We start from the raw sequence: 13424 nt of genomic DNA, 5'->3' as shown, positions 1-13424 counted from the left end.
ACTAGCAGGCATGGACGGAGAAGGAAGGGACCTTGACATGTATATATACGATATAGTAGAGGTTAAAATCATAGACTTGTTGTCCGCCAAGTTGGTTATTCCCACGGATAGTCATGGTCATCGGATCATTTGCTTTGCTCGGATGGGGGGCAATCTTCGTCTGGCCGGGCATATTCTGTATGCGGATCAAGGATCTTGTATGCTTTTGGCCCCAGGGGACAAGGCAGAAATAGAGATTAACGGCGAAAGTGATCTGCTTGGAGCTGTGTATATAATTCGCTTCCATGCCTATGGAATAGGAGAAAAAGAGCCATCCATTGATATTGGGCCCTGTATTCCTTACGAGACGAAGATCGATGTGATGCCTTTGTCGAGACTGGTGGATTTGCTTGAACAGGTAGCTCATCGAGCTAGCGATACATTGAGACATGAGTTCGTAGAACGTTGTAAGCAGCAGATTCATCTGCAAGAGCTTCTTGTCCTTCTTATGGAAAATGTCCAAACCATGCATTCTTTCACCGATGCCACATCAGCTGTTCAACAAACGATCAACTATCTCAATCACAACTACCGGGAGGAAATTACGGTTGAGATGCTATTGCGGATGTCAGGTGTTGGCCGTTGGAAATACAGTGATTTGTTTCAGTCGTTAATTGGCAAAAAACCGCTTGAATATTTGACTGAGGTGCGCATTAACAGGGCCAAGGAGCTTCTTCTCCAAACGGATGACCCTTTACGTGAAATTGCGCGCAGAGTCGGTTTTAAGGACGAATATTATTTTTCCCGCAAGTTTCGGCATGAGACGGGGATGACGCCCAAACAATATGTCCGCACTAAAAGCAATAAACTGATAACAAATGAGCGAGGTTCGACCCCTTTCACAAGAGTTGTGGCAGTGGGGGCAGTACTTGGTGATTTATTGGCTCTCGGCATCAAGCCGATTGGTGCGGATATGACGGTAGTTGGCAAAAAAGTAGTCTATCGCGAGGAATTGAACAACATAGCTGATGTCGGGCTTTTAGGTGAACCTGGTAAGGTTAAAGCGTTGAATCCCGATCTCATTGTATATAGTGGTTTCCGGATGGATTGGATAGATAAGCTGTCCAATATTTCTCCCATCGTAGCAATTGATCGGTTTGAGCATACATATGATCGGCTTTTGAAGGTAGCTGATCTATTCGGTAGAACCAACGAAGCGCGAAATTGGGTAGAGAGCTATGAGCAGAGATCCAACGAGATATGGAAGCGGCTGTTTACCTATCCAATGGACAAACGGAAGCAAGCTACCATTTTCGTCGTGAATGATGGTGTTATCTATGTCATGGGAATGAGAGGTATAGCAATAACCCTATATCATCCTTTAGCTTTCGAGCCTTCTGACCCAGTGAAAGATTTGATTGCTAGGAGCATTCCATTTTTCGCAATTGAGCCCGAAATGATCAAGGATTACGAGGCTGACCATCTGTTTCTGCTCGTGGATGAGTATGAACGTTCCAAGCTTATGGCACAGAGCGTAACTAATCATCCCTACTGGAAATCCATGAGGGAAGATAACGTTCATATATTAGAAGGCAAATGGAATTTTGATGATCCGATTACGATGGATCGACTTCTCCCTTTATTGCCGCGCATTATCAGGTCTATGTAGTATCTTTACATGGCAAAGCGCCTAATCTTATGGAGGTTGTAAATTTCTGTTCACAAATCCCTGTAATTGGTATAATAGTCGCTAGTATTATAGAACCATTGTAAAGAGGGGAAATTTCATGCTTTTTATACCAGTAAGTATCATGAAAAATAGGCTATTAGCGTTCTGTGTAGTCTTTGCGTTGTTGATCTCGGCTTTGCTGCCAGTCCAAATGGCCAGTGCACAAGACTCACTGATTGAAGATGCAAATCTAGAGAAGGTCGTACGCCAAACAATCGGTAAAAATGAGGGCGTTCTTACGAAAGATGACTTGTTGAAGTTGACATCCATTTACGCTTTCCGAAACGAACGGATCACAAGCTTAAAAGGGCTGGAGTTTGCTCAAAACTTGAACAAGTTGATCGTTTCCAATCAGTCCATCACTGATTTGCAGCCGATCGCAAATTTGAGTAATCTAACCTTTCTTGATATATCTCAGACGCAGGTTTCCGATTTAACACCGCTCCGAAATCTGAAGAAACTTCAGCATTTAGGCGCATCAAGAGCAACCATTCAGGATTTGTCGCCTTTAAGTGGCTTATCCAATTTGACCGAATTATTTGTTGCCGAAAATCAGATTAAGGACTTATCGCCGCTGTATAATCATAAACTCGTTTGGCTCGACGCGGCAGATAACCAGATAGAGGATATTACGCTTCTCCTGACGATGTCGGATAGTCTTCGACATGTCTACGTATCCAATAATCGGATAGACGACGTGTCGCCTCTCTTGATGGTAAAGAATCTAGAGACCGCCTATGCACAGGGGAATCCACTGGATGAACTCGGACTTGGTGTCATGAAGTACTTAGAAAGTAATGGGGTCAAGGTTAAATATGATAAAACGCCGCCGATTACAGTTGAAATTAACGGTAACAAACTGAAAATGGACGGACAGGAACCCCTCTTGATCGACGGACGCACCTTCGTACCGATGAGAGCTATTTTCGAGGCCTTAGGAGCGAAAGTGACTTGGAACGGGGGAGAACGATCGGTCATTGGTGTGAAAGGAGCAACAGCTGTCAAGCTGACCATTGACTCCAAGCAAGCCTGGCTTAACGGACGGTCTATGACACTAGACGTATCGCCGCAACTCGTGAACGGTTCGACTTTAGTCCCAGTTCGTTTCATTAGTGAGTCTCTCGGTGCGGAAGTAATTTGGGATGACATCAAACGTGTGGTCTCCATCCAGACAGAGGAAAAGGCCACATCGACGGCGCAGCCGTCTACTCAATCCCAAGGAACATCCACATCTTCCAAACCAAGCGACCCTGCTTGGATCTTCAAAGCGAAGGAATCTGGCCTGAAGTTTGCTCATGACTGGAACGCGAGCGAAACACGGCCCCTCGTATCGGGAAGCAAGGTTTTTTATGCCGACTCGATGTATGTATATGCTGTTTCTGCCCAAGATGGCCGTTTGCTCTGGTCGTTCCCTATTGAGCATTACGCATATAAGATTATAGCGGATAAGGATTCCCTTTATTTTAATGATGAAAAGAATAATTATAGGATCGATATTGAAACGGGATCTATGAAATGGAAAGTCCCTGCAGGAATTGTAACGATACCGGTTATGGACGAATCTGTGGTTTATTTTCGAGATGGGAATCATGTTCGGGCCCTTGATAAAGCCACTGGAAACATTCGTTGGACGTACACGAAAGAGAATTTTATGGGGTATGATTTTGTCACTTACAATGATATGCTGCTCGCTGCCACAGATGGTAAAATTGTTGCGCTGAACCGGCAAACCGGGACTCAGGAGTGGGAGTGGAAGCTGGATTTTGTTACGGATGAATACGATCTTCGCAATCACCGCGTGGACTATTTTAACTTAAAAGGCGACACGCTATATTTCACCACGTTGACAGGCTATGTGTACGCCTTAGATTTGAAAACGAAATCCGCTATGTGGAGAAAAGAGTTGGGGGGCTCCATCGTATCAGCAGATGCAACCGACAAAGCACTAATCGTTAGTTATGCGAAGAAGGATGGCACCAATTGGGCCGTTTCTCTTGATTTATCTACAAGCAAGGAGCTTTGGAACCGTCAGATTGAGAATTATGTGAATGATGATTTTGGAGATAACATGATGTTAGCGGGCGACCTAATGGTGTATCGCGGAACGGCCAAGGACACTCGTTCCCCACTCCTTGCGGCCTATGACTCGAACACCGGAAGTGAGCTTTGGCGTGTTATTGGTACGAGCAGATTGACGCTGCCGAGCATCGCAGACAGGGTCATGTATGCTGTGAATGTAGACGCCCATCTGACGAAATGGAACCTCGATGGAAAAGGAACAACAAGTCGTAGTGGAGCTGCAACACCGCTCACCAAATTGACTGTGACCAAACTTTTCGAAGCACAGTCGCATATGGTGACCAACAAATGGGATATCTTGACGCAAAATACCGCCAATCATGCGCCTGTCTTCACAATTAATGGCATTAGATATTCATCTGGACTTGGGATCTATTTACATGACAAGGCTTATCCACCTGATATCGCAACAGGAGGGACCGCCTCTGTCATGATCAACGGGGAATATGCTCGTTTTAAAGCGAAAGTCGGTGCGGACGAGAGCCGCATATCCGATACAGCGTCAGGAACAATCACAATCCGCGGAGACGGCAAAGTGCTTGCCACGATTGAGAATATCCATTCCGGTCAAGCAGCACGTGAGATCGATCTCAATGTTACGGGGGTAAAGCGGCTGGAAATCAACTTTAAGTCCGATCGCAAAGGATTGCTTAATCTGATTCTGGCAGATCCAATTTTGGAGAATTAATCAATCACGAAATGACCCGTAAGAGGCACTTGGTTCTAAGTGTCCATCTTACGGGTCATCATTCTTTTATTAGAGAAGTTCTTGTCCGCCGTCGCTTTCTGTATAAATGGCGATAAGAACAATTGCCGTATCTTCCCCTATATTTCTTACCACATGGGGTGTGCATGCGTTCCAACTGAACGAATCGCCCTCTCCGAATTCAGCTGTATCCTCTCCCTGTTCTGCGTATATGCTTCCTTTAACAACAACATGAACCTCTTCACCTTCATGAGCATGAGGCACGTCTCCCGTTGAACTCCCTGGAGGGAATTCGACAAGCCTCATTTTGACGTTCTTAGTGGAGCTCAGGTGCTCCACCTTCAAATTTTCGGAGCCGCTTGTTGTGATTCTTCGCTCATTCTTTCGAACAATATGCATGCGATCTTCTTTCTTTAGGAGCAAATAAGCTAAAGGTACATTCAAAGACTGCGCTATATTTTCCAGCGTTGCTATGGATGGGGAAGTTTTATTCGTTTCAACTTGGCTCATGAAGCCTTGGGACAAACCGGTTTCTTCGCAAATTTGAGCGATGGTAATATTTTTTCTCTTGCGAATCGCTCGTATCGTGGAGCCGATATCCATCCTAATCCACCTCTAAATATTAGTAATAAAGAATATAATTTTATATTAGCAATTTTCATATTGACAGGTCAATGTATTTCGTTTTAAATTAGTCGTATAAAATTTATTTCTCTATTACTAATATTTATGATTGATACTTATCGACCGTCTTATTATGAACAAACACAAAGCATAACTTACTATCTAAGGAGGATTATTATGAATCCATTTTATCAATATGACGTTCAACTACCGGCAAAAATGGACCCAGACAGGAAATATCCAGTGATATTTACCCTGCATGGCAAAGGCTCCAATGAAAAGAATATGTTCGGTTTGGTCGCTCCGTTGGCTGATGATTTCATCATCATCGGTATTCGAGGTAATTTACGGCTTGGAGCGGGTTACCAGTATTATGATTTGAAAAGTCTCGGCAATCCGATTCGTGAGATGTTTGACGAAGCGGTTAAAGAACTCCAAGCATTCATACGCGATGTGGCGGAAAAGTATCCAATCGATCCAGGCCAACGGTATTTGCTTGGTTTTAGCCAAGGTGCTATTCTGTCGATGACACTTGCACTTACGATGGGAGATGAGCTGAGCGGGATTGTTGCGCTGAATGGGTACGTTCCTGACTTTGTGAAGAAGGAGTATCCACTGCGAAGTGTGCAGGACGTATCAGTGTTTATTTCCCATGGCGAGTATGATTCCGTATTTCCGGTTCGAATCGGTCACGAGACAGCGGCGTATTTCAAGGGTCAGACACCACGCCTAAGTTTCCATTTATACCCCACGGACCATGGGGTTTCGGAGGAAAACCAATTTGATTTCTTGAATTGGCTTAATCAAGAAGCTGGATTAACGACAACTAAGGAGTGAATAAGGATATGATGCCTTCCTATTTTTTCGCGCATGGCGCGCCATCGATCGTACTTGAGGATAACGGATATACACAACTACTAAAGAAATTTAAGGAACAGACCCCTAGACCAAAAGCAATCGTGCTCTTTAGCGCTCACTGGGAAGAGTCGGTACAGACGGTCGGCGCGGCTGAAACGTATGATACCATTTATGATTTTGGCGGGTTTCAGGATGAACTTTATACGATGACCTACCCGGCTAAAAGCGATCGTTCATTAAGCGAGCATGTTCGAGCGCTGTTTGAAAAACAAGGTATTCAGAGCGTTCTGAATGAGAGTAGAGGACTTGACCACGGAGCTTGGGCGGTTTTGAAGCTGTTATATCCGGAAGCGGATATTCCGGTTGTTGCGCTATCCGTGAATCGTCATCTGAGTAATGAGCAGCAGTATCAAATTGGCAAAGCGTTGTCGGAACTTAGGGAACAGGATATTCTCATTATCGGGAGTGGAGGAACCGTCCACAATTTAAGAAGATTGAATTGGCAGTCTGAAGGGAACGATGTTTGGGCTGAGCAGTTCGATAACTGGCTCCAGAATAAGCTAGAGTCATGGGATACTGAGGCGCTATTTCAATATCATGAACTGGCTCCCCATGCCCCAGAAGCCGTGCCAACGAATGAACACTTTATTCCGCTGTTCCTCGCAATGGGTTCTGGTGACTCCAATCGCCAGGCGAAGCTGCTTCACCGCAGCTATCAATACGGCAACTTAAGTTTAAGCTGCTGGCAATTTAATTAATGATGTTAAGTGAAAGAGGGCGGATCGGATGAAATCCGCAGTTAAAGCGGCAATGGAGAGATCCATCATATTCGCCATTGCCGCGGTTTATATTGTACAGCAGCTTACAGAGCTGGAGATGCTTACTCCTGTACTGGGATGTCTTGTCTTTTTAGCAATCGTAGTATTGTTACCGAATCTTAAAGGGTTAACGCTCTGGCTGACGGTATTCTTTATGGTTGTAGGGATAGTCCTTATGGTGCTTCAAAAAGTGGAGGCGTCGGTTTGGTTTGAGTCGGCGGAAATTAATGTGACGATCGTTACGTTGTTCATATTCGCACCGCTGTTTGGGATTCCAGTCCGACTTCCCGAATACGTCGAAGCCTTGAAACGTTTCTACCAAGAAAACTTTCGCAGCAAAGCAGCTTTATTCATAGGAACGCAGTTTCTTACACAGATCATGGGCGTGTTTATCAACGTGGGTTCGATCCCTGTCGTATATCAAATGGTTTTTGTAAAGCCGCAACCCGGTATGTCCAGGCTGCTTGCCAATGCGCTAAACCGGGGATTTGCGGGGGCGATTCTATGGTCGCCCTATTTTGCTGCGATGACGCTTGTAACTTCGGCGCTTAATTTAGCTTGGTCTTCCGTACTTCTTTATTTGCTTGGATTGGCCTTCCTAAGCCTTGTAGTAAGCTTGGCAGTCGATTACCGGGAGCTGCGGAAGACAGAACCGGAGCCACCTCAAGAGGAACAGGCTGAGAAGCTGAGGAGTGCAGTTTTCCCGGTAGGGCTCGGCATATACTTAATAACCGCAATAATCGCCATATTCCTATTGGAGCGATTGGTCGAGCTGCCGATGGTGATGTTAATTTGTATAGCGGCTGTATGGTTTCCGCTAATTTGGTGCATCGCTAAGGGATCGTTGGCCGTATACAGACAAGGGTTGAAGAATCATGTTACCGTCACGTTACCTGCCTTGCAGAAGGAAATCACCCTGTTTTTGGCTGCTGGCTTCTTCAGCGGTTCCATAGGTGCAACCAAGTTCGGATCCTCGATTCCGGCAATGCTAGCGCATATCCCTTTGTCGATATCCTTAACATTCTCGCTACTAACAGTGGCACTAATTGCGGGAACATCGTTAATTGGTCTTCACCCGATCGTGCCAGTAACCATTCTTGCTGGTGGCATAGATCCGGTGAGCGTGCAGATTAGTCCGATATATTTCGCCGTGCTGCTGCTCGGAAGTTGGAGCTTGTCCAATCCCATATCACCTGCCTCGGCCGTGAACAATTTGCTGGCTGGTCTGTTTAAGAAGCCGGTATTTGAAGTGACTGTGCCGAATTATAAATTCGCTGGTTGTATGGCGATCGTGCTGATTATTTATTTGATGGTTGTTGTGTCGTCGGGATAGGGATATGATAGACGCGAAAGAACAGTGGCTTGAATAGCTAGGGCGCATTCACTTTTGTGGTGAATGCGCCTTTAAAATTTTATGTAATAAAAAAAAATTCCATTTGATAGAATATTGGCTTATGCTTTGTTACATCACATGCATGGAATCCAGAAAAAATAACAAGCTAGGAGTACACCAAGAATGAAAAAAAATGTAAGCAAGTTCAATAAAATTTACGCCATGCAGCTGGCAACCATTTTTATTGGATTTGTCATCTTCGGGTTCTCGGAAAATATTAAAGGTCCAGCAATCCCACGTATTCAATTCGACTTTATGTTGAATGAATCCCAGCTCGGCACTTTATTATCTTTGAATGCCCTAGGTTATTTGATAGCCTGTTCATTTACAGCTTATTTGACCAAAAAATGGGGGATTAAATGGGTCACTGTCGCCGCGTTCGCCTCTATGGCTGGATCTGGTATCCTTATTTATTTCTCCCATTACTATACGTTGTTCTCGGCATCGTATTTCCTGATGTATATCGGCAATGGGATGTTAGAGATTGGCCTCGCGATTCTAAGCGCTCGGATTTTCGTGAAAAACACGGGCATGATGATGAATATGACGCATGGCTTTTACGGCTTAAGTTCAACTGTCGCTCCACTTATTGCAACTGGCCTTATGAAAGTGACGATTGCTGGCCACACACTGGATTGGCGCGGGATGTACCTGGTGATGCTGCTATTGTCTGTGATCCCGATTGTAATTGCACTGTTCAGTAAGTTCCCGGGAGATGACATCTCACATGAAGATCGTATTCCTTTAAAAGTTTTGTTAAAAGACCGGGTATTATGGTTAATGGTGCTGGTGCTTACTTTTGGCGTTGTATCCGAATTGGCCGTAGGCGGCTGGCTCGTTAACTTCCTGGAGAAAGCTTATAGCTGGGATACGGTTAATGCTTCCGGTATGTTGTCGATCTTTTTCTTATGCTTTGCGATGGCCCGACTAATTCTTGGTCCACTAACAGACCGGATAGGGTTTGTATTATCTCTTATTATTTCTTCAGGATTTTCCGCGATATGCACTTTATTTGCCATATTAGGTGGTGAAAGTGTCGCGTTCCTGTTTGCTGCTTCGGGTATAGGCATTGCGATGATTTATCCAACAGTAATGGCTTTTATTGCCAAGCGATATCCGAAGGGTAGTGATACGGTTATTACATTTACGGTAACGTTGATGGGAATAGGCAGCGTAATAGGCAATTATCTCATCGGGGGAATCACGGGGCTCGTTAAACATATGGTTGGTGAGGATTCGCCAACAAGCTTGCTTCGAGGACTTCAAGCTGGCTACGGCTTTATTGGATTATGTGCAGCATTATGTGCCATAACCGGACTTATTTTATACGTACATTTGTATAAGAGAAAAGAAGTCATCTAACTCATAAAAACAAGACGTTAACTAAAATCTATGTACATATAGGGAACCAGTTAGGATCAATCAGTTCTTATGCAGTTTAGGGGAAAGACAAAAGAGGCTCCATTGGAGCCTCTTTTGTTCATCTTATTACTGCGGGTTATCTGAAGAATTTAGCAGATGCATTCTTTCTTCTGAATCTAGTTTAGGACAGGTTGTGCAATAATCACGAGTCTCTGCGCTAGAATCAATTTGATAAGCTAAGCAACAGTATGGCCGTAAATAGAAGTCTGGGCCATGCCAATCCGGGTGCTTGAAAACGCGCAGTTTAACTGCTAACAGATTGCCATGTAGCGGTTCGAACAAGAGAACTCGATCTCTTCGTATGAGTTTTAAGCGGTGCTCGGTTTGCCAATGCTTCTGATCGGACTCCAATCGGATATAGAGTTGTTGCAGGTTATGCGAAACTAGTGCCCACATCACCTTGATGTTAGTTCCAGTATGCAGGGCTACGGATTGAAAAAGCGGTGCTGTATGAGTTTGCAGAAGTTGGACATATTCACTAAATTGGAGATCACGCTCAAGAACAGGACACGCTGGCAGCGAGTATCCTTTCATAATTTCTGTCTCGTACGCCATAGCACCGCCTTGCGTTATACGAAATCGGACGTGTTTAGGGTATGCCGAGATCAAAGTATCGTGAAGGCTTGCCGCTGCAAGGAGTCCCATAAGGAAAACAGAATATCGTTTTGCAAATAAGGTACCTATTACAATGCGTTTAGGATTTCCCAATTGGGCAGACTGTACGCTCAGGATGTGAGCTATGGAATCTTCCTCCAATAGACTCATCACTGAATAGGAGTAAGACGATTTTTCGTAGTCGCGGAGCGTTGTTACGAAATATTTTCGCAAGGAAGAAGTGAGATCATCCATGCTTGTATCCTCATTGGTCATCATTACTTAATAATTTTCATGATTTCATCAATAATTTCCCCACGTCCGATGACACCCCATCCTTTAAATAGCCAGAAGGAGTCTGTTTCATAAATTTTGTTTGTCATAACGGCCGGGGTATTTTTCCACAGAGGGCTTGCTTTTAAGTTTTTTAAAAAGTCGTTAGCGTTAGGGTCTGTTTCTAATAAAACAAAGTCGGCATTGATATCAGGAATTTTTTCCATAGATAAGTCAACGCGTTTATCTTTAGGCGTAAGTGCAGTCGGTGTAAATCCTAGATCGTTATAGAGCAACACGTTGGTCGGATGCCCATTTTGCGCATAAAGCTGAAGATTCTTTTCTCTAACGCGCAAGTAAGCCATATTCTTGTTGGGTAATGTTTTAATTTGCTCACGTGCTTTCGCTACCTTTTGCTCGAGTTCGGCAATTTTCGCTTTGGCTACATCGACTTTGTCATACATCTCAGCGATCATCAGGATATCTTTTTTCCAAAAGTTAACGTCGCTCTCATACTCCTGCCATTCATTCCCCATCACAATCGTTGGTGCGATTTTTTGAAGTTGATCATAAGTGGTAGCGGCGGTACGGCTCTCAACGAGAATGACATCTGGCTTTATTTCCAAAATAGCTTCGAGATTAGGCTTGTCAGCTGATCCAACCAGCGTAACACCTTGCAGTTGTTTAGCTAAATAAGGCAGGTAATCTCCACCATAGCGGACTTCATTGTTTACGCCAGCCGGCTTTTCGCCAATAGTTAACAAATGGTCGATATAGGCAGCTGAAAGAACAACAATCTTATTGATTTTTGCGGGAATAACCGTTGTACCTTTCAAGTGGTTGATAGTTCTCGTCGACGGAGCTGCTGGTGTAGCTACAGGTGAAGCCGGGCTTGCACTCGATTGAGTTTGTTGGCTTTTTCCTGTATCGGCACCGCAAGCCGACAATACAAGTACGAGAATGATGGACATGATCCATCCCATATAGTTGTTCCTAAGCATGCGTCTTCCTTCTTCCTCCCTAAATAATAATAATAATCATTATCATTATAAAAGGGTGCATAGACTTGCTCAATGGATTATCTCACTGTATTCCCTTGAACTATTTCACCTTATCGATCTGTAAGTGATCTGCAACTTGATTCATTGCCCATAGTCGACCAGTTGGTCCTAACGTTTTGAAGAGCAAATCGCTTGCATCGTAAACTTGATGTTTTCTTACCGCATCCAAAGCTAACCATTCCTCAGATAACATAAGCTGCTGCAGCCGCTGTCTAGCACTTTCCGTAGGATCCGTCATTAAAAAAATATGATCCGGATTAAACAGCTTTAATTCGGATAGTTGAAAATCGATCGCCCATTCCGTACGTGGGAATTCGGCTGGAAGCATCAGACCAAGATCATGATGGAGCAGCGTTCCAGTCTGATTGAGCGTGCCATAAATACGATAGAAACCAGAACTAACTCGGATATAATATGCGGTTTGAGAACCCCATTTTGTTGTGATTTTATGTTGAAGCCTATTTCTGTGTTCGGCATATGTATCTTTCCAGGACACCGCCTGCGATTCTTTACCCAAAATCCCAGCTAAATAGGTCAACAGTTGATCATAATCATTCGAGTGCCTTAACACGATCGTAGGTGCTATACGTTTCAATGTATCGTCCATTTCCAAACGATCGCTGGTCAGGATGAAGTCGGGCTTGGTTTGAATCAGCTTATCATAATTCAGTTTAATGCTTTCCAGACGGACGGCGTCCTGATTTATGGATTCAAACGAAGGAACAGGATAACTTTGGGATACCCGGTATTGATAGGACAGAACAGCAACAGGATGAAGACCAAGCGTCATGAGATAATCATCAAGGCCATAGTACAGCGCGGCAATTCGACGATTTTGGTCTTTCATGTATATGGTAGGAGCGACACCGGCCTCTTTCTTAAAAGCTCTACTGAAATATGCTCGTCTTTATAACCGACTTGTTGAGCCACCTCTTTGATTTTCACTGGAGAAAAAAGCAGTTGTTTTGCTTTTCGGATACGCTGTTGTAAAAAATATTCCGTTGGTGTCATTTTCATCAGATGCTTAAAGGTTCTTGTAAAATGATTGATACTATAGCCTGCAATTTGCGCTAGCTGACCAATTTTAAGTTCCTTCGTATAGTTCTCGTTTATGAATGCGAGTGCATGTTCCATGCCAATTGGTGTCTCAGGTTCGCTCTCTTGTGAACTGGTGCCTGCCATAAGTTTAGTAAGTAGGTTGTGCAATTGGTATTTCAAATCGATCTTCTCGTGAATATGGCGGTTCTTACCCGTGGCCAAGATACGTTCAATTATATCTTTGATCGTGTGATCTTGAGAGGATATTGGATGCTTTCCGCTGATTGGGAAATAGGGTTGCTCCATGCGCCATTCTTTACGATGTTTCTTTATTAGCAAGTAAGAGAAGAAGATAACTGAATAGTAAATCGGATTCAAGCCTTGGGACGTGCCCTCGACAATCATCCCAGGTGACAAGATGAATATATCCCCTTCCCGCGCTATATGGGTAACTTCATTGATGGAGAGCACACCTGTACCATAAGTTATTAGGCAGATGGCATATCGATGAACGATTCTTTTACTCAAAATGTGTTCATCCTGTTTTTTATTACTGCTATAAATTCGGATTGATGAAAAAAATAAATTTTCAAGCAACTCGGTTGAATTCCAATCTCTCATTTTTCATTATCCTTTCTTACACAATACGTATTCGGGGGGCGGGGGAGGAGGGTATCTAGTACTTAATTGTTCTTAATTATATAAGTTCGTGAGGGAAACGTCTTTACAAATTGAGTAATTATTTTAATGAACCAACAAGCCATTTCAATTTTAAGGTATCTTAATAAAAAAGTAGTGAAAAAGTTATGAACTACATTAGGTTAGGGAGGGAATCTTGATGGGAACTGAA

At 43.8% G+C, this 13424-nt stretch carries 11 protein-coding genes; 6 read left to right on the top strand and 5 right to left on the bottom strand.

What is annotated here, in order from left to right:
* The first annotated feature begins 37 nt into the window (after positions 1-37).
* Together HQN88_RS17135 and HQN88_RS17130 are read left to right on the top strand one after the other, a co-directional pair.
* Positions 38-1648 (top strand): AraC family transcriptional regulator, encoded by a 1611-nt coding sequence (locus tag HQN88_RS17135; RefSeq protein WP_173114462.1) that lies wholly within the window; start codon positions 38-40, stop codon positions 1646-1648.
* Between the two features lie 118 nt (positions 1649-1766).
* Positions 1767-4475, top strand: a complete 2709-nt coding sequence (locus HQN88_RS17130; protein ID WP_173114459.1) for a stalk domain-containing protein — start codon at positions 1767-1769, stop codon at positions 4473-4475.
* Between the two features lie 69 nt (positions 4476-4544).
* Here HQN88_RS17130 and HQN88_RS17125 read toward each other — a convergent pair whose 3' ends face one another.
* Positions 4545-5096 (bottom strand): helix-turn-helix domain-containing protein, encoded by a 552-nt coding sequence (locus HQN88_RS17125; RefSeq protein ID WP_173114456.1) that lies wholly within the window; start codon positions 5094-5096, stop codon positions 4545-4547.
* Positions 5097-5294: 198 nt separating this feature from the next.
* Here HQN88_RS17125 and HQN88_RS17120 point away from each other — a divergent pair, with 198 nt between their 5' ends.
* The 4 genes from HQN88_RS17120 to HQN88_RS17105 all read left to right on the top strand — a co-directional run bounded on the left by HQN88_RS17120 (position 5295) and on the right by HQN88_RS17105 (position 9548).
* Positions 5295-5954 carry an alpha/beta hydrolase gene (locus HQN88_RS17120; RefSeq protein WP_173114453.1) on the top strand — a complete coding sequence of 220 codons (660 nt, stop codon included), beginning with the start codon at positions 5295-5297 and terminating at the stop codon, positions 5952-5954.
* 8 nt (positions 5955-5962) lie between these two features.
* Positions 5963-6733: a DODA-type extradiol aromatic ring-opening family dioxygenase gene (locus tag HQN88_RS17115; protein ID WP_173114450.1), complete on the top strand. Its 771-nt coding sequence runs from the start codon at positions 5963-5965 to the stop codon at positions 6731-6733.
* A gap of 28 nt (positions 6734-6761) precedes the next feature.
* Complete coding sequence (locus HQN88_RS17110; protein ID WP_173114447.1) at positions 6762-8126, top strand: hypothetical protein; 1365 nt, start codon at positions 6762-6764, stop codon at positions 8124-8126.
* A gap of 183 nt (positions 8127-8309) precedes the next feature.
* On the top strand, positions 8310-9548 hold the full coding sequence (locus HQN88_RS17105) for an MFS transporter (RefSeq protein ID WP_173114444.1): 1239 nt from the start codon (positions 8310-8312) through the stop codon (positions 9546-9548).
* 126 nt (positions 9549-9674) lie between these two features.
* Here HQN88_RS17105 and HQN88_RS17100 read toward each other — a convergent pair whose 3' ends face one another.
* From HQN88_RS17100 to HQN88_RS17085, 4 genes are all read right to left on the bottom strand, one after another.
* Positions 9675-10457 (bottom strand): (2Fe-2S)-binding protein, encoded by a 783-nt coding sequence (locus HQN88_RS17100; RefSeq protein WP_173114441.1) that lies wholly within the window; start codon positions 10455-10457, stop codon positions 9675-9677.
* A gap of 23 nt (positions 10458-10480) precedes the next feature.
* Positions 10481-11476 carry an ABC transporter substrate-binding protein gene (locus HQN88_RS17095; protein WP_173114438.1) on the bottom strand — a complete coding sequence of 332 codons (996 nt, stop codon included), beginning with the start codon at positions 11474-11476 and terminating at the stop codon, positions 10481-10483.
* 100 nt (positions 11477-11576) lie between these two features.
* Entirely contained in the window at positions 11577-12383 is an 807-nt protein-coding gene (locus HQN88_RS17090; protein ID WP_173114435.1) for an ABC transporter substrate-binding protein, read from the bottom strand.
* Positions 12380-13195, bottom strand: coding sequence for an AraC family transcriptional regulator (locus HQN88_RS17085; RefSeq protein WP_173114432.1), 816 nt, complete (start codon positions 13193-13195; stop codon positions 12380-12382). Before HQN88_RS17085 ends, HQN88_RS17090 begins: the two co-directional genes overlap by 4 nt.
* Between the last annotated feature and the right edge of the window lie 229 nt (positions 13196-13424).

It is taken from the genome of Paenibacillus qinlingensis (genome assembly GCF_013204845.1).
GTDB classification, from domain to species: Bacteria; Bacillota; Bacilli; order Paenibacillales; family NBRC-103111; genus Paenibacillus_E; species Paenibacillus_E qinlingensis.
Note: the sequence above shows the minus strand (reverse complement) of the source record. Positions and strands in the feature narration are given on the sequence as shown.